Annotated in this window: 14 protein-coding genes; 9 read left to right on the forward strand and 5 right to left on the reverse strand. The window is 62.4% G+C overall.

The annotated features are described in order from the left end of the window. Nucleotides 1-7 precede the first annotated feature (7 nt). Nucleotides 8-2,236, reverse strand: a complete 2,229-nt coding sequence (locus DK366_RS08030; protein WP_109125016.1) for a TonB-dependent receptor — start codon at nucleotides 2,234-2,236, stop codon at nucleotides 8-10. A 179-nt stretch (nucleotides 2,237-2,415) separates the two neighbouring features. Here DK366_RS08030 and DK366_RS08035 point away from each other — a divergent pair, with 179 nt between their 5' ends. The 3 genes from DK366_RS08035 to DK366_RS08045 all read left to right on the forward strand — a co-directional run bounded on the left by DK366_RS08035 (nucleotide 2,416) and on the right by DK366_RS08045 (nucleotide 7,433). Continuing rightward, nucleotides 2,416-3,813, forward strand: coding sequence for a GntP family permease (locus DK366_RS08035; RefSeq protein ID WP_109125017.1), 1,398 nt, complete (start codon nucleotides 2,416-2,418; stop codon nucleotides 3,811-3,813). Nucleotides 3,814-4,141: 328 nt separating this feature from the next. Next, the gene (gene typA, locus DK366_RS08040) at nucleotides 4,142-5,989 is read left to right on the forward strand and encodes a translational GTPase TypA (RefSeq protein WP_109125018.1); all 1,848 of its coding nucleotides are present in this window, start codon (nucleotides 4,142-4,144) and stop codon (nucleotides 5,987-5,989) included. Between the two features lie 118 nt (nucleotides 5,990-6,107). Continuing rightward, the gene (locus tag DK366_RS08045) at nucleotides 6,108-7,433 is read left to right on the forward strand and encodes a carbohydrate porin (RefSeq protein ID WP_109125019.1); all 1,326 of its coding nucleotides are present in this window, start codon (nucleotides 6,108-6,110) and stop codon (nucleotides 7,431-7,433) included. 3 nt (nucleotides 7,434-7,436) lie between these two features. Here the strand turns inward: DK366_RS08045 and DK366_RS08050 are convergent, their stop codons facing one another. Further along, nucleotides 7,437-8,042 (reverse strand): class I SAM-dependent methyltransferase, encoded by a 606-nt coding sequence (locus DK366_RS08050; protein ID WP_109125020.1) that lies wholly within the window; start codon nucleotides 8,040-8,042, stop codon nucleotides 7,437-7,439. A 108-nt stretch (nucleotides 8,043-8,150) separates the two neighbouring features. Here DK366_RS08050 and DK366_RS08055 point away from each other — a divergent pair, with 108 nt between their 5' ends. From DK366_RS08055 to DK366_RS08065, 3 genes are all read left to right on the forward strand, one after another. Next, nucleotides 8,151-8,438, forward strand: a complete 288-nt coding sequence (locus tag DK366_RS08055) for a hypothetical protein (RefSeq protein ID WP_109125021.1) — start codon at nucleotides 8,151-8,153, stop codon at nucleotides 8,436-8,438. Nucleotides 8,439-8,720: 282 nt separating this feature from the next. Beyond that, complete coding sequence (locus tag DK366_RS08060; protein ID WP_109125022.1) at nucleotides 8,721-10,277, forward strand: DUF1800 domain-containing protein; 1,557 nt, start codon at nucleotides 8,721-8,723, stop codon at nucleotides 10,275-10,277. A gap of 7 nt (nucleotides 10,278-10,284) precedes the next feature. After that, nucleotides 10,285-11,487 carry a DUF1501 domain-containing protein gene (locus tag DK366_RS08065; RefSeq protein WP_109125023.1) on the forward strand — a complete coding sequence of 401 codons (1,203 nt, stop codon included), beginning with the start codon at nucleotides 10,285-10,287 and terminating at the stop codon, nucleotides 11,485-11,487. A 75-nt stretch (nucleotides 11,488-11,562) separates the two neighbouring features. On the opposite strand, the gene DK366_RS08070 is transcribed toward DK366_RS08065, so the two are convergent. The 3 genes from DK366_RS08070 to DK366_RS08080 are packed head-to-tail and all read right to left on the reverse strand — an operon-like array spanning nucleotide 11,563 to nucleotide 13,292. Then, nucleotides 11,563-12,009 carry a DUF1579 family protein gene (locus DK366_RS08070; RefSeq protein ID WP_198651470.1) on the reverse strand — a complete coding sequence of 149 codons (447 nt, stop codon included), beginning with the start codon at nucleotides 12,007-12,009 and terminating at the stop codon, nucleotides 11,563-11,565. A gap of 3 nt (nucleotides 12,010-12,012) precedes the next feature. Beyond that, on the reverse strand, nucleotides 12,013-12,930 hold the full coding sequence (locus tag DK366_RS08075) for a sensor domain-containing protein (RefSeq protein ID WP_109125024.1): 918 nt from the start codon (nucleotides 12,928-12,930) through the stop codon (nucleotides 12,013-12,015). After that, nucleotides 12,930-13,292 carry a PadR family transcriptional regulator gene (locus tag DK366_RS08080; RefSeq protein ID WP_109125025.1) on the reverse strand — a complete coding sequence of 121 codons (363 nt, stop codon included), beginning with the start codon at nucleotides 13,290-13,292 and terminating at the stop codon, nucleotides 12,930-12,932. Before DK366_RS08080 ends, DK366_RS08075 begins: the two co-directional genes overlap by 1 nt. A gap of 323 nt (nucleotides 13,293-13,615) precedes the next feature. On the opposite strand from DK366_RS08080, the gene pyrC reads away from it, so the two are divergent. From pyrC to DK366_RS08095, 3 genes are all read left to right on the forward strand, one after another. Then, entirely contained in the window at nucleotides 13,616-14,653 is a 1,038-nt protein-coding gene (gene pyrC, locus DK366_RS08085; protein WP_109125026.1) for a dihydroorotase, read from the forward strand. Nucleotides 14,654-15,132: 479 nt separating this feature from the next. Beyond that, nucleotides 15,133-16,089 (forward strand): AraC family transcriptional regulator, encoded by a 957-nt coding sequence (locus tag DK366_RS08090; RefSeq protein ID WP_109125027.1) that lies wholly within the window; start codon nucleotides 15,133-15,135, stop codon nucleotides 16,087-16,089. 307 nt (nucleotides 16,090-16,396) lie between these two features. Continuing rightward, entirely contained in the window at nucleotides 16,397-16,729 is a 333-nt protein-coding gene (locus DK366_RS08095) for a DUF2282 domain-containing protein (RefSeq protein WP_109125028.1), read from the forward strand. The last annotated feature ends 26 nt before the right edge of the window (nucleotides 16,730-16,755 follow it).

Raw genomic sequence — 16,755 nt, forward strand, 5'->3', positions numbered from 1 at the left:
CCAACAATCAGAAGGTGTACTTGGCCGTGAGCGTGACCATGCGCGGCGCACCGTAGAAGCCCGTGACAATGCCCAGCGCCGCAATGTTGTAGCCGGTGGTGCGATACGACTTGTTCGCCAGGTTGCTGCCCTGCAGGCTCAGCGTCCACGGCTGGTCGATGCGCCACACAATGCCCGCATTCCACAAGCCATACGACGGCTGCATGATCAGCGGTGACAAGGTGGTCTCGGGATACACGCTGGTCTGGTACGTGTAGTTGATGCGGCCACTGACACTGCCGCCGTTATCCAGCGGAATGGTGTGTTCCAGGTTCAAGCCACCGGACCACTTGGGGGCGTTGGTGAAGCGCTGCGAATCGGCGATGTTGACACCGGCGCTTTCGAAGTCGGTGTACTTGGTGTGCAGGTAGGCCCAGTTGCCGCTGAAGGTCCAGTTCTCCACCGGCGTCCAGGCGAATTCTTCTTCCCAGCCGTCGATGTGGCCCTTGCCGGCGTTGGTGAAGTCGCCGAAGAAGCCCTGCGTGCCGTTCGGCAGCGTGTACGAGGTGAACACGGACAGCTGGATGTTCGAGTAGATGTTGTGGAAGAACGCCGTATTCAACATCAGCGTGTCGTCGAGGAAGGACATCTTGCTGCCCAGTTCGTACGACGTGACCTTTTCATCCTCGATCGGTCGGCACGACTCGGGAATCGCCGCGCAGTTGGCGCGAATGTTGTAGCCACCCGAGTGAAAGCCCTGACTGTAACTTGCGTACAGCTTCACCTGGTCGGTCAAGGCGTAGTCGAGCGACAACTTCGGCGAGACGTTGTGCGAGGTATGCGAACCGCTGAAATCCGCCAGCGTGGAAATCGGCGTGGTGAAGGTCGCGTCCGAGTAGCCGTAGTTCTGGATGACTGCGGACTTCTTTTCGCTCGTGTAGCGCAGGCCAAGGTCCAGGCTCCACTGCGGATTGATGTCCCAGGTGAAGTCGCCATAACCAGCGTAGCTCTTGGTGCCGATGCTGCCACCCGTGCCGCCGTACTGCGAATACAGCGGGTAATACGGCGGCGAGCCAAGGAAGATGTTGTGGATGTAGCCCTTGGCCGTGCCGTCGAAGTAGAACAGGCCGAACACGCCGTGCACCGCCCCGCCGTTGTCGTAGTTGGCCTGCAATTCCTGCGTGAACTGGTGATCCTTGTAGACCGCGTTGACGTCGGCGATCTGCTCGGGAAGCGTATCGAAGTCGATATTGGTATCGGTGGACGAACCGCGGAACGCCGTGATGGATTTCAGCGTCCAGTCCTGGCTCACGATCCAGTTCAGGGTCAGCGCCGTGCCCCACAGGGTCGTGTTGTTCAGCTGCGCCATGCCGCTGCGCGTGTCGTAGTCGCTCGACAACGGCGCATAGCCCGGATCGAACGAGTTGGGCGTCAGCATCTTGGCGCCACGCGGATTGGAGTTGTCGCGCAAACCATCGAAGGACAGTTGCGCGTTGAAATCCGAGCTGGGGAAAAAGCCCAGCGATGCGCGTGCGGCATTGCTGTTCTTGTTGCCGTTGCGGCTACCCGTGAGCAGGTCTTCGCCAAAACCGTCGTTGTGTTCGCTGGCATAGGCAATGCGGCCGCGCCACACGCCATCGGACGTGGCGCCGCCCAGGCTGGCCTTGATGTCCTTCTCGCCGTGCGTACCCACCGTGCCTTCCACCGAACCCGTGGTCTGCGTGGGCAGCGGGTTGGACACGTACTTGATGGCGCCGCCGATGGTGTTCTTGCCGTACAGCGAACCCTGCGGTCCGCGCAGCACTTCGATGCGATTGGTGTCGAACACGTCGAGCACGGTGCCCTGCGGGCGCGCCATGTAGACGTCATCGAGGTAGATACCCACCGCCGGATCGAAACCCCACGTGGGATCGGCCTGGCCCACGCCACGGATGTACGCCGTCAGCGTGGTGTTGGAGCCGCGGGCCGCATAGATCTGCAGCGAAGGCACCTTGCCTTGCAGGTCGGCCAGGTTCTGCACGTTCTGGTTGAACAGCGTCTGCGCGGTAAATGCGCTGACCGCGATGGGCACGTCCTGCAAGGTTTCCTCGCGTTTGCGCGCGGTGACCTTGATGCCTTCCAGTTGCTTGGCGTCGGATGTCTTGGCGGTGGTTGCCGGTGTCGTGCTGCTCTGCGGCGCGTCGTCCGCGTGTGCCGTGACCAGGCACGACAAACCCATCACCAGACCGATCGCCATGCTCAGATGCGTGCGTTTCATAGCTCCCTTGTCTCCCCTCGCTTTGACGCGCCCCGTGGACACAGGACGCCGAATGCCACGGAGCTTAGGCATCGCCACCGCACACCACACTTGTACCTTCGTACAGTGCCGCGCACCGCCATGCCTTGCGGATACTCGCCGCACGACGATGCCCATCACGGGCGTCCGGGGAATTGACGATGGCATTTCTGATCGTGCTGGCCGCGCTGTGTTTCTTGATGTTGGCGGCTTATCGCGGCTACAGCGTGATCCTGTTTGCTCCGGTGGCGGCGCTGGGCGCCGTGCTGCTGACCGACCCGTCGCTGGTCGCGCCGATGTTCACCGGCCTGTTCATGGACAAGATGGTGGGCTTCCTGAAGCTCTACTTTCCCGTGTTCATGCTGGGCGCGCTGTTCGGCAAGGTCATCGAGCTGTCCGGTTTCTCGCGCTCCATCGTGGCGGGCACCATCGGGTTGGTGGGACGCAGTCGCGCCATGCTTTCCATCGTGATCGTGTGCGCGCTGCTCACCTATGGTGGCGTGTCGCTGTTCGTGGTGGTGTTTGCGGTGTATCCGTTTGCGGCGGAGCTTTTTCGTCAGTCGGACATTCCCAAGCGACTCATTCCCGGCACCATCGCGCTGGGTGCCTTCACGTTCACCATGGATTCGTTGCCGGGCACGCCGCAGATCCAGAACATCATTCCCACGGCGTTCTTCGGCACCAATGCATGGGCTGCACCGTGGCTCGGCACGCTGGGCGCGGTGTTCATTCTTATCGTGGGTTTGCTCTATCTGGAATCGCGCCGGCGCAAGGCTGCCGCGGCGGGCGAAGGCTACGGCACGTCGCTGGTCAATGAGCCGGTCGCGTTCGAGGGCGACAAACTCACGCATCCGCTGATCGCCCTGCTTCCGCTCGTGCTGGTGGGCGTGCTCAACAAAGTGCTGGGTGATGCCATTCCCAAACTCTACGGCGCCAGCCATTCGTTTGTGCCGGCCGTGATCGGCGAAGCCAAGCCGGTGGTGCAGGAGATTTCGAAAGTCGCCGCCATCTGGGCCGTGGAAGGCGCCCTGCTGGTGGGCATTCTTTGCGTGCTCGCCTTTGCCTGGCGCCCGGTCACCCGGCGTTTTGCCGAAGGCAGCAAGGCCGCCGTGGCCGGCGCGTTGCTGGCATCGATGAACACGGCGTCGGAGTACGGCTTTGGCGCGGTGATCGCCGCGCTGCCCGGCTTTCGCCTGATTGCCAACGCGCTTCACGCCATCCCCCACCCGCTGGTGAACGAGGCCGTGACGGTCACGGCGCTGGCCGGTATTACCGGTTCAGCCTCCGGCGGCATGAGCATCGCCCTCGCCGCCATGGCCGAGACGTTCATTCATAACGCCCAGGCGGCCGGCATCCCCATGGAAGTGCTGCACCGGGTGGCCGCCATGGCCTCGGGCGGCATGGACACCCTGCCCCACAACGGCGCCGTGATCACCCTGCTGGCCGTCACGGGGCTGACCCATCGCCAGTCGTACCGGGACATTTTTGCCATCACGGTGATCAAGACGCTGGCCGTGTTCGTGGTGATTTTGGCGTATGGGTTGACCGGGCTGGTCTGAATCGGCTTTTCCCCCTTCGAATCTCCCTTTCGGCCCGCCCGGCTCCCCTCGGCGGGCCGCTTTCTTTTGGGGCCGGTTAAAGGCGCTGGATTCCCGCCTACGCGGGAATGACGGTGAGGAAAACCGCTCCTTTCGAGCTCGTCATTCCCGCGAAGGCGGGAATCCAGCGCCTTTCCAGCCCTCAGGTGCCTGCAAACCCCACCAGAAACACCTGCCTGAACAGGCTTGTTGAGACATTTCAAGCAAGCTGTCACATAACCCCGTATAATTCGAGAGTTACCCCTACAGAAACCTCACGCGACGGCCCCGTGCCGCCCGAGCCGACCTCATGTCCATCGAAAATCTGCGCAATATCGCCATCGTCGCTCACGTCGACCACGGCAAGACCACGCTCGTCGACCAGCTGCTGAAGCAGTCCGGCACCCTCAACGAGCGCACCGTGCTCGCCGAGCGCGTGATGGACAGCAACGACCAGGAAAAGGAGCGTGGCATCACGATCCTGGCCAAGAACACGGCCATTACCTGGACGAACCAGAAGACCGGCGACAAGAACCGCATCAACATCGTCGACACCCCAGGCCATGCCGACTTCGGCGGCGAAGTGGAGCGCGTGCTGTCGATGGTCGACACCGTGCTGATCCTGGTCGACGCGATGGACGGCCCGATGCCGCAGACGCGCTTCGTCACCCAGAAGGCCTTCGCCATGGGCTTCAAGCCCATCGTCGTGGTCAACAAGGTCGACCGTCCGGGCGCCCGTCCGGAGTGGGTGGTCGAGCAGGTGTGGGATCTGTTCGAAAAGCTCGGCGCCACCGACGAGCAGATGGAATTCCCGATCGTTTACGCCTCGGCGCTGAACGGCTACGCCTCGCTGGACGAGAACGCCCGCGAAGGCGACATGACCCCGCTGTACGAAGCGATCATGCAGCATGCGCCCAAGCCGGACGTGGATCCGGAAGGCGCCTTCCAGATGCGCATCAGCCAGCTGGACTACAACAACTTCGTCGGCGTCATCGGCATTGGCCGCATCCAGCGCGGCACCCTGAAGAAGGGCATGCCGGTCGCCGTGATCGACCGCGAAGGCAAGAAGCGCCAGGGCAAGATCGGCCAGGTGCTGGGCTTCCTCGGCCTTGAGCGCATCGAGCAGGATTCGGCCGAAGCCGGCGACATCGTCGCCATCTCGGGCATTCCGGAGCTGACCATTTCCGACACGGTCACCTCGATCGACAACCCCGAAGCGCTGCCGGCGCTGAGCGTCGACGAGCCGATGATCTCGATGACCTTCCAGGTCAACAACTCGCCGTTCGTCGGCAACAAGGATCTCTCCGGCGGCAAGTTCCTCACCAGCCGCCAGCTGCGTGAGCGCCTGGATCGCGAGAAGGTGCACAACGTGGCACTGCGCGTGGAAGACGGTTCGGATGCCGACAAGTTCCTGGTCTCGGGCCGTGGCGAACTGCATCTGTCGGTGCTGATCGAAAACATGCGTCGCGAAGGCTACGAGCTGGCCGTGTCGCGTCCGGAAGTGATCATCAAGGAAATCGACGGCCAGAAGATGGAGCCGATCGAACAGCTGGTGGTCGACATCGAAGAGCAGCACCAGGGCGGCGTGATGGAGCGCCTGGGCATCCGCAAGGGTGACCTGAAGAACATGGTGTCGGACGGCAAGGGCCGCGTGCGCCTTGAGTACCTGATCCCGGCCCGTGGCCTGATCGGCTTCCAGAACCAGTTCAAGACCCTCACCCAGGGTTCGGGCCTGCTGTTCCACGTGTTCGACCATTACGGTCCGTACACGCCGGTGGCCATCGCCAAGCGCCTCAACGGCGTGATGATCGCCAACGCGGGCGGCACCACCCCGGCCTACTCGCTTGGACCGCTGCAGGATCGCGGCAAGCTGTTCGCCGCTGAAGGCGACTCGGTGTACGAAGGCCAGCTCATCGGCATTCACGCCAAGGACAACGACCTGACCGTCAACGCCATCAAGCCCAAGCCGCTGACCAACATGCGCGCCTCCGGCAAGGACGATGCGATCCAGCTGACCCCGGCGACCAAGTTCTCGCTGGAACAGGCGCTGGACTTCATCGACGACGACGAGCTGGTCGAAGTCACGCCGAAGGAAATCCGCATGCGCAAGAAGCACCTGACGGAAAACGATCGCAAGAAGGCGTCGCGCGGCGGCTGATTGTTCGATCCATGTCGAGCATGAAGAAAAGGCCGCCGCAAGGCGGCCTTTTTACATTGCACGGATGACTGCGCGCCGAGATTCGGCGCCGCCCCTTCCCTTGCCGTGCAAACCGCCCATGCGTTGTCGACTCGCCACCACCGTGACGTGCCTGCTGTTGGCCTCGTGCGCCCTCCACGCCGACGAGGCCAACCTGTTCGTGCCGCAGTGGCTTGGCGCGCAGTACACCTTCGTCGACCAGCACCAGGACTCGCTGCATTCGCCCTACTCGGGGCCGCTGAGTTTGCGCGCCGACGGCGACACCGAGCGTTCGCACACCTTCGGCGCGTACTTCGGCATGGCGCTTCCCGCACGGCTGCAGTTCTACCTCGACGTGGAAATGTTCAAGGGTGAAGGCGTCTCCGGTGCGACGGGCCTGGGCGGTTTGACCAACGGCGACGTGATCCGCGCCGGCTCCGTGGGTTTGCCCAAGACGCCTTACGTGGCGCGCGCCTACCTCCGCTGGACCACGCCACTGGGCGATGACACTACGCAAGTCGAACGCGCGCAGGATCAGCTGCCAGGCACCGAAGCCGCCGAACGCTTCGAAGTGAAGCTCGGCAAGATGTCCGTGGCCGACGACTTCGACAAGAACCGCTACGCCGGCAGCACGCGCACGCAGTTCATGAACTGGTCGCTGTTCAACAACACCGCCTGGGATTTCGCCGCCGACACGCGCGGCTATACCGAAGGCCTGGTGCTGGCATGGGTGCAGAAAACCTGGAGCCTGCGTTACGGCATCTACCTGATGCCGTATCAGGCGAACGGGCAGAAGCTGGTGGATTCGCTTTCGCAGTCGCAGAACCAGCAGGTCGAACTGACCCTGCAACCGCAGGCGGATGGCTGGGCGCTGCGCTTCCTCGGCTATCGCAACACGGCGCGCATGGGCATCTATAACGACGCCATCGCTATTGCCGAGCAAACCGGCCAGCTGCCGAATGTGCAGGCCGATGATGCGCCGGGCCGGCACAAGTTCGGTTTCGGCATGAATGGCGAACTGCCACTGGCCGACAACGGCGATACCGGCCTGTTCATGCGCGCCGGCTGGAACGACGGCCACACCGAATCGTTCGTGTTCACCGAAGTGGATCGCACGCTCAGCGCGGGATTCCAGCTCTCTGGCGCCCATTGGGCGCGATCAGACGACCATCTTGGCGTTGCCTTCGTCGTGGACGGCCTGTCGCGGGACCACCGCAACTACCTTGAGCTGGGTGGCAGCGGCTTCGTGCTGGGCGATGGCGCGCTCAACTATGGGCGCGAAGAAATCCTCGAGACGTACTACAACTTCGTGCCCTTCGCGCACTTCACGCTCAGCCCGGACCTGCAGCTCATCCACAACCCTGGTTACAACCGCGACCGCGGCCCTGCTCGCTTCGTGGGCTTGCGCGCCCACGTCGAGATCTGACGATCAGGGCAACGCTGCGCGTTCCAGCGCCGCGACGCGCCGTTCCAATCGCGGCCCGAGATAGCAATGCGAGCCGCACGGCATCAGTCCCGCGTCGTTGAAGGCTTTCAGATACCAGCTGGGCGCTCGGGAATGGAAACCGTCCATATCGCCGTCCACGCCATCCTTGCTGGTAAATACTTCAAGGAAGGCCACGCCTTCGAGCATGTCGCTGATGCCCGAAAGCCCCGCGCGAATTTCCGCCGGCTTCAGGTAGTGCAGCACGTCCGTACAAACGACCACGTCGAAACGTTGATCGAAGCGCAGATATTCCAGCTGACCGAAACGCGCCAACCCGATGTTGCGGCTGCGACCAAAACGCGACACTGCATACTCGCTCGCATCCAGTCCCTGGTAGTGGATGCCCGGTCGAAGCTTCAACAACGGCGCACGCCAGACACCTTCACCGCAGCCCACGTCGAGCACGGATCGCACCGGGCGACCGAGGTAATACTCGGCCTGCGCAATCACCATGGCGATCTTCCGACGAAGCTCCGCAGGCGATGCCACCGTGTGATCGGGGTGCCGATACCATTTGTCGAAATAGGCGCGGTCGTAAATCTTGGGCACAGGCTTTGTCTCCGGCTAAGGCCTTGAATCATAGCGTAGGGAAAGCAATCACCTGCCCTGAACATGGCTTGCCGCAGCATACGAACGGGAACCTGGGAGCCGCCCCCTATGCCCACGATCCGCATTCGCATGACCGGCAGTCGCGACGATGCCGACACCTTGCTCAACATTCTCCACGGCATCGACGGTGTCGAACACGTCGAGGAAATCGAAGACGAAACCGCTGCCGCGCGAGAAGACTCCAGTTCGAATGAGCTGGTCGACGACAACGGTGCCGAATTGTTCCTTATCGAGGTGCTGACCACCGACCGCCTGCATGCCGATGCCGTGCACGCGGTGACGGAAGTGCAGTCCACGCAGCTGGGGGCCGTGGTCGAGTTCGTCGACGAGTTCTGACCCTTGCGTAGTGAAGGTACCCCGGCGCATCGCGCCGGCCACTTTCTTGCGAAACAAATCCGGAGGCGTTTCACAACGCCGGCCGCGCATTGCGGCAACCATCGGTGCCGGGCAGACCACGCAAGGCTTTCGCCAGCATGACGAAATTCCAACAAAGTGCCCGGCGCATGAATCCGCGCCGAACAAAATCGCGTTCATGCATCACGATGCGTAAGCCGGGCGACCGCCGCCGCGTTCCCACGTCAAACCGTCGCCCCACCTTGGCCCGAGGAATTCCGACGCATGCGTGACACCCTGCTCCGCCCCGCTCTTCGTTTCAAGCCGTGGCTGATCGCCCTTGGCATCGCCCTGACACTGGGGCCTGCCGTGGCCGATGCACGCGACGCCAAGGCCCTGTCCCAGGAAGACGTGGACTGGCTGCGCCGCGACAGCTTTGAACTCGATAGCGCCACGGTCGCCATGTATCGCGACCTGGGGCGCTCGCGCCTGCTCGACCACCAGCTGGATGGGCGCATCAGCGACGACCTGCCGGCACCCATTACCTCGCTCATCAACTCCTACGAGGCAGCCAGCACGCCGACCGAACAGCTGCTGACGAACCTGCGCGACGAGCAGGAGAAAATCAAGAACATGCCCGACGGCGACGACAAGAACGCCGCCAAGAAGAACCAGCAGCAACACGCCAACGATCTGCTGCAACAAGCGCAACAGATCGAGATGCTGCATGCCATCTACGGGCCCAACCAGCTGAAGGAACAGATGGTGTGGTTCTGGCTCAACCACTTCAGCGTGTACGGCGCCAAGGGACGCGTGCGCTGGGTTGCCGCCGACTACGTGCAGAACAGTATTCGTCCGCATGCCCTGGGCAAGTTCCGCGACCTGGTAATGGCCACGCTGGAAAGCCCGGCCATGATGGAATTTCTCGACAACGCGCAGAATGCGAAAGGCCACGTCAACGAGAACTACGCACGCGAGCTGATGGAACTGCATACGCTGGGCGTGGGTTCGGGCTATACGCAGCAGGACGTGCAGCAGCTCGCGCTTATCCTCACCGGTGCCGGCGTGGCGCCCTTGCGCGATCCCGCCGCGCGCCCCATGCGCCCCGCTGTCGCCGACATGTTCGTGCGCAACGGCATGTTCGAATTCAACCCCAAGCGCCACGACTTCAGCGACAAGGTGCTGCTGGGACACAAGATCAAGGGAAGTGGCTGCGATGAAATAACCGAAGCGGTGGACCTGATCACCAAGCAGCCCGCCTGCGCGCAATTCGTGTCGAAGAAGATCGCCGAGTACTTCGTCTCCGACAACCCGTCACCGGAGCTGGTGGCAAAGATGGCACATACCTTCCAGCGCACCGACGGCGACATTGCCGAAGTGCTGCGTACCATGTTCGACTCCAAGGAACTCGCCGCCAGCTATGGCAAGAAGTTCAAGGACCCGATGCAGTTCGTGGTGTCGTCGGTGCGCATGGCCTATGACGGCAAGCCCATCGCCAACGCCAAGCCGCTGCTCAACTGGATGAACCAGCTCGGCGAACCCGTCTTCGGCCGACTGACACCCGATGGCTGGCCACTGGATAGCGCCGGCTGGTCCAGTTCCGGGCAGATGGCCAAGCGCTTCGAGATTGCCGGCGCCATCGGCACCGGCAACAACCGCCTGCTGACCCCGGAAGGCCAACCCAAGTCCGGCGGTGATTTCCCCATGCTCACCACGCGCCTCTACTACGACACCTTCGATACCAAGCTGAGCGCACCGACGCGCGACGCGCTGGCCAAGGCCACCACACAACAGGAATGGAACACGTTCCTGCTCTCCTCGCCCGACTTCAATTACCGCTGAGGTAGCCATGAAACGCCGCGAATTCCTGCTCGCTGCCGCCACCGCCGCTGTTGCCGCGCCTGCGCTGTCGTTCTCCGGCAAGTTGTTTGCCGCTCCCGCCAGCGCACCGCGCTTCCTGCTCGTGTTCCTGCGCGGCGGCTATGACTCCAACAACCTGCTGATTCCCTACGGCAGCGACTTCTACTACGAATCGCGCCCCACGCTCGCCATCGCCAAACCCGATGCGTACAACGCCAACAGTGCGATCGGCCTCGATGCGAACTGGGGGCTCAACCCGGTACTGCGCGATTCCATCTACCCGTTGTGGCAGAAGCGACAGGTTGCCTTCGTGCCGTTCGCGGGCACCGACGACATGTCGCGCAGCCACTTCGAAACGCAGGACAACATCGAGTCCGGCGAGCCCACCGATCAGCGTAGCAATTTCCGCTCGGGCTTCATGGCGCGCCTGTCGGGCCAGATGAGCACGGTGCCCTCCATTGCCTTTACGGATGCGTTGCCGCTGACGTTCCAGGGCAGCGGTCGCGACATCCCGAATATTTCGCTGCGCGGCAATACCAAGCCGGTGTACGACGAACGACAGGCGGGCATTCTTGCCGGCATGTATCGCGATACCACGCTGGCTTCCGCCGCCGCTGACGGCCTTGAGCTCCGCCAGACCGTATCGAAAGAGTTGCAGGACGAAATGATGAAGGCGAACCGCGGCGCCCCCAACGCCAAGAGTTTCGCCGACGAAACGCAGCGCATCGCCACCATGATGCGCGACCAGTATCGCCTCGGCTTCGTGGATGTCGGCGGCTGGGACACGCACGTCAACCAGGGCAGCACCCCGGGCCAGCTGGCCAACAATCTTTCCAACCTCGGCAAGGGCCTTGCCGCCTATGCCGACGCGCTGGGCGACGAGTGGAACAACACCGTCGTGGTGGTGGTGTCGGAATTCGGCCGCACGTTCCGCGAAAACGGCAACAAGGGCACCGACCACGGCCACGGCACCACCTATTGGGTATTGGGTGGCAAGGTGAACGGTGGACGCATCGCCGGGCAACAGGTGGCGGTGAACGCGCAAAGCCTGCTGCAGAACCGCGACTACCCGGTGCTCAACAATTATCGCGATGTACTGTCGGGTGTGATGGGGCGCATGTGGGGCCTCAACAACGGCCAGCTGCAGTCGGTATTCCCTGGCGCGAAGCCGAAGGATCTTCAGCTCGTCTGATCGTCAAGTCGCGCACAGGGTGCGCTCCCACACGAGCACTCCGTCGCCTTGTGGGAGCGCGACGCCTTTCAGCGATTACTTCACCCGCACATACCGCCCGCTCATCACCGGCTCCCACTTCACGCCGCCATCGAACGAGCTTTCCAGCCTGAGCGTGACGGTGTCATCACCGTCGAATGCATAGATATGGCGAGTCTGTCCACGCGGCGAACTGCGCACAAAGGTAAGGCGTTCGCCATCCCACACGCCTGGCGCTGGCGTGCCCGGGACAAAGCCGTAGCTGTCGAACCAGTAGAGGCTGTATTGGTCGTGGTCGGGCTCTGCGACAAACACCGCGTGAACCAGCAACGCGGTCTTGCCTTCGCGCTCCTCCCGGTAGTCCTGCACCAGAAGGCGACCATTGAGTTGCAGCACGGACGTGACATGCGCCGTCGCATCGCCACCCTGCCCCCAACGGGTGGTGGCGATGGTTTCATCGCCGCGCCACTCGCCAGCCAGTTGCGCCAGGATGCCCGAAGCCATGGCTCAGCGAGCCTCGCCCACGATACGCACCAGAAGGCTCTTGGCGATGGCGCCATGCAGCTTGCCCAGTCCACGCACCATATGCAGCGTGGCGAACAACATCAGGATGCCGACGATGCAGGTAAGCACGGCGAGCGGCCAGTAGTTGTTGTCGCACAGCCAGTAGGGGTAGCCGCATTGCAGATTGATCACATCGGCCACGCTCAACGCCTTCAGGATTGGCGTGGCAATGAAACCCAGCGAGATGCTCAGGAACGTGATGGTCACGGTGAAATACAGGATGCCCAGCGGAAGCATCAGCATCATGTAGAACAGCGTGGTCCACGTATGGACATCCGTGAAGATGGCACCCACACGCTGCCAGAACGACTTGCCGTCCATGGAAGGATACGGTGGGCGACGTGGCATGCGCTCGCCCAGCATCGTCTCCACGATGCGGCCTTCCAGCAGCGACAGCGCGCGCACCGTGCCCAGGAAAAGAACCATGAAGGGGATGCCGATGATCAGTATCGACAGGCTCAGCGACAGCGAAATGCCCGTCACTGCCCAGGTGAAATAGAAGACGCCCGTGGCCAATGACAACAGCATGTAGAACAAGGCACCCCATGTGCGTGAATCCGCTGCCACGCCAAAGAACTGGCCCCACACGGAGCGCTGTTTCGGCATGACAGGTGGCCGCAACGCGCGTTGGATCTTGATCTCCTGGTCGCGGTAGATGTCCGCCACTTCCTCAGGCGCGCCATACGTGCTCACGACGTGCGCAAGCATGTCGGCTTCGCTGCGCGTCGGGTTGTCGGCCAGCTCGGCGCGCAGGTGTTCTTCGGCGTCGTAGAGCGCATCCTGGATCAACGCAGGGTCTGCGCCTTTGAGCGCTGCGCGCAACTGCTTCAGGTATTCGGCGATCGTGCGTGGTGCATTCATTACACCCCTCCTTGCAAAACGGCATCGACGGAGTCGCGCGTGGCCGCCCAGGCTTCCACCCAGTCGCGCAACACCTCGCGCCCCTGCTTCGTGATCCGGTAATAACGCCGCGGTGGTCCGCTGATGGAGGGTTCCACCTCGCTGGCCAGCAGCCCCGCCCCTTCGAGATTGCGCAGCACGGGATAAAGCGCACTCTGCTTGCCCGCCAGCACGCCCTCGCCCACCTCTTCCAGGCGCTTGGCAATCTGGTAGCCGTACATCGGCTGACGCGATTGCCCCAACACCGCCAGCAGCACCAGCGACACCGTGCCCGCCGACAGCTCTTTCTGGAACTTCTTCAGATGGCTGCTGTTGTCTTCCACAACCCACCCGCACTGCTACTCAGTCTGGAGAGAACTATAGTGTGGACTTAACACTAGTGCATGGGCGGGAAGTCATAGGGTGCGGGAAGTCATGGTGTGGGAAAGGCGTACAGACATGAGGCGCGTCCAACCTGCAGGCGGGCGCGGAAACTGTTGCGATGAAATCTGCGCCCGGGATCCAGCCGCTGGGAGGCCACTTTCTGGATCGCACGTGACCCGGGGGATGGGGATAAGCGGGCGTCGTCAGTGGCCTGCGCGCTCGCTTGCGCTACGATTACAGCAGTAATGATTAATGCCTTGGCCCCGCAGGAGGGGCGCGATTTATGACGACAATTTCGATCCGGACGCCCGACGATTGGCATGTCCATCTACGCGACGGCGCGCAACTGGAGCAGACCGTGGCCGCAACGGCCCACGGTTTCGCACGGGCCATCGTGATGCCGAATCTGGTTCCTCCCGTCTGCACGGTGGAGGCCGCCCGCCAATACCGTGATCGGATTCGAGCCGCAACTCCAGCGGGAGCCTCGTTTGAGCCTCTCATGACGTGCTATCTCACCAACGACATCGATCCCGAAGAAGTGGCGACGGGTTACGCCGCGGGTGTCTTTGCCGCATGCAAGCTCTACCCGGCCCATGCCACGACCAATTCAAACCATGGTGTGACGGACATTCGGCGAATCCATGCCGTGCTGGCTACCATGGAACGTATCGGGATGCCGCTGCTGATTCACGGCGAGGTGACCGACGCAGCCGTGGATGTGTTCGATCGCGAAGCCATCTTCATTGAACGCGTGCTTTCCGGCATCGTGCGAGACTTCCCGGGACTCAAGGTGGTGCTGGAGCACATCACCACCACCGAGGCAGCGGACTTTGTCCGTGAGTCTCGCGATCAGGTCGCCGCCACCATCACGCCGCACCACCTGATGATCAATCGCAATGCGATGTTTCAAGGTGGATTCCGCCCGCACGCCTACTGCCTGCCCGTGGCCAAGCGCGAGAAGCATCGCATCGCGCTGCGCCAGGCCGCGACTTCTGGATCGTCCCGCTTTTTCCTCGGCACGGATTCCGCGCCCCATCCGCGCGCAGCGAAGGAATCAGCGTGCGGCTGCGCGGGGATATTCAACGCGCCAGTTGCACTGGAAGCGTATGCACAGGTGTTCGAAGAGGAAGGTGCACTTGACCGTCTTGAGGCTTTTGCCTCGGAGCATGGCCCCCGTTTCTATGGCCTTCCCCTGAATGAAGGCCGCGTCACGCTGACGCGCAGTCCGTGGCAGGTACCCGATGTGATCGAAGTCGGGGGACAAGCCGTGGTGCCCTTCCTCGCCGGCGAAACCCTGGCCTGGCGCCTCGACACGAATTGAAATCACCGCTTGCGCGAAGCCTCGCCATGAGAAAGGAGCGCGGGCTTGCTGCGTCGGCACTGCCTTGCATGCACGCCACCAACCAAGGTCAGCAAAATACGTACTGAAGGCGCTGCTACTGCACACACCTTGGTCTCCAAAACGGTTCTGACTTTGGTGTGATGCCCATGGGCCCACAACGGCTTGCCCCCATGGCGCCGCCGTTGGAAAGGCTGCCCGGCGGCGCTTCCTGCAGTCACCGCCCCCCATCCGGTCTTCTGACGGGGGGGCCGAGACCCACCGCAACCTCTTTGCCACCCAAGTGAACGGTTTTCCTAACGCAACACCATTCCAGCAGGAGCAAAATCGGGCAAGAAAGCGGGGCACTGCGAGGCTTCAAGATATCCGTGCGGGCCAACGATACCGGGCAGTCGACGATTGGCGATAGAAGATCAACTCGCCGATCGATGGCACGGCTGCACTCATGACGGGAACGGCTTATGGCTATTGAAGGTGCAATCCGGTCGTCGTCGTCCCGAAAGTTGATCTCGATCGACGAAATTCTGCACGCCAGGCCGAATATGCCGCTGGCGAGCACGCGCGGGCGCGGCTGGGAGGGCGTGACGGTGGACGTGCACCGCGCCTACTACAACGTGGCCGAAAATTATGCGGGACTGGATCATCACATGGTCCACTATTGCCCGTCCGGCAGCGCCAAGCTGGCCCAGACCCGCGGTGGCAGCACGCATTGTGGCGTGATAAAGGCCGGCCACTCGCTGATCATGCCGGCAGGTTATCCATCCTCATGGGAAGGCGATGCGGCGCCGTCTGCCCGGCTGCGCATACCCACCTCGCTGGTGGCGGCAGCGGCGGAGCAACTGGGTCAACGTGCCGTTCCGCAAGTCGAGATACGCAACGTCTTCGAAACGTTCGATCCGGTGATAGGACGCCTCGTCCAGACCTTCCTTGCCGAGATGGAGCTGGAGCCTCACCCTTGCCAGGTGCTGATCGTCGATGCGCTTTCCACCGCCATCGCCGCGCATTTGATTCGCCGCTACAACATTTTCGGCGTCATCGAGACAGAGCGCACCCGCTCACTGGGCCGACTGGAGATGGCGCGCCTGACCACGTTTGTTGAAGACAACCTGCACCGAAGCATCAGTCTCGATGAGCTGGCAGCGCAGGTGAATGTCAGTCGCTTTCACTTCTGCCGCATTTTCAAGCAAAGCACGGGGACTACCGCTTTCAGCTTCGTGGAGCAGTGCCGCATCCGGCGCGCTCAAGTACTGATTGTCGAAACCAACCTGCCCCTGGCTGAGGTTTCGCTGGTGACGGGCTTTGCCGATCAGAGCCACTTCACGCGCAGATTCCACTTCCACGTGGGATGCACACCCGCCGCCTTCGCTCGTGAGCAAGGCCGCCGTCGCTCCGGTCGACAACCGCCGCCGATCGACTGAACTGGCTCGCCGTCCTCAGACGGACATGCGATAGCCGCAATTCACCCATCGTCGCTTCGATGCAAAGGAAGCTTTCCCGTAAGGGCGAGCCAGTGATCGTTCGCGCATTGATGTCACGTCGATCAATAGCAATCGGAATCCATGACACGCAAGAAGCATCAATCCTTGCCGTGCGTCGATGACTAGGCTGTCTACAAACATGAATCGAAAACAAGTGCTCCCGGCAAGACGCCGCGAGGCACTCGCAGGCGGCCTGCAGGACAGCCAATTTCACGCGCAACCACACTCACGACCAAGGAGAACCACGATGTCCCACAGCAAAACCACCACGCTCGTCGCCGGTGCCATCGCCGCTGTCCTTGGCGGCATGGTGAGTACCACCGCATTCGCCCAGGACTTCACCCCGGCACAGAAGAAGATCCAGGCCCAGAACACGGTGCTGGTGAAGTCCGGCAAGGTCGAGCCTTGTTTTGGTACCGCACTGAAGGGCCAGAACGATTGCTACGCCGGTGCCGGCACGACATGTGCGGGTACCAGCACCGCGGACTACCAGGGCAACTCGTTCAAGCTCGTACCGAAGGGTACGTGCGAATCGATCAAGACTCCCAATGGCAATGGCAGCCTGAAGCCGAAGGTCTGACGTGCGGACACGCCAGGCAGCGTGCT

The sequence above is a fragment of the Dyella sp. C11 genome, assembly GCF_003121485.1.
Classification (GTDB): Bacteria; Pseudomonadota; Gammaproteobacteria; order Xanthomonadales; family Rhodanobacteraceae; genus Dyella.

Coding starts and splice junctions, on each gene's coding strand:
- typA (WP_109125018.1), top strand. CDS start 4,142: ATGTCCATCGAAAATCTGCGCAATATCGCCATCGTCGCTCACGTCGAC.
- DK366_RS08045 (WP_109125019.1), top strand. CDS start 6,108: ATGCGTTGTCGACTCGCCACCACCGTGACGTGCCTGCTGTTGGCCTCG.
- DK366_RS08065 (WP_109125023.1), top strand. CDS start 10,285: ATGAAACGCCGCGAATTCCTGCTCGCTGCCGCCACCGCCGCTGTTGCC.
- DK366_RS08095 (WP_109125028.1), top strand. CDS start 16,397: ATGTCCCACAGCAAAACCACCACGCTCGTCGCCGGTGCCATCGCCGCT.
- DK366_RS08090 (WP_109125027.1), top strand. CDS start 15,133: ATGGCTATTGAAGGTGCAATCCGGTCGTCGTCGTCCCGAAAGTTGATC.
- DK366_RS08060 (WP_109125022.1), top strand. CDS start 8,721: ATGCGTGACACCCTGCTCCGCCCCGCTCTTCGTTTCAAGCCGTGGCTG.
- DK366_RS08030 (WP_109125016.1), bottom strand. CDS start 2,236: ATGAAACGCACGCATCTGAGCATGGCGATCGGTCTGGTGATGGGTTTG.
- DK366_RS08075 (WP_109125024.1), bottom strand. CDS start 12,930: ATGAATGCACCACGCACGATCGCCGAATACCTGAAGCAGTTGCGCGCA.
- DK366_RS08070 (WP_198651470.1), bottom strand. CDS start 12,009: ATGGCTTCGGGCATCCTGGCGCAACTGGCTGGCGAGTGGCGCGGCGAT.
- pyrC (WP_109125026.1), top strand. CDS start 13,616: ATGACGACAATTTCGATCCGGACGCCCGACGATTGGCATGTCCATCTA.
- DK366_RS08055 (WP_109125021.1), top strand. CDS start 8,151: ATGCCCACGATCCGCATTCGCATGACCGGCAGTCGCGACGATGCCGAC.
- DK366_RS08035 (WP_109125017.1), top strand. CDS start 2,416: ATGGCATTTCTGATCGTGCTGGCCGCGCTGTGTTTCTTGATGTTGGCG.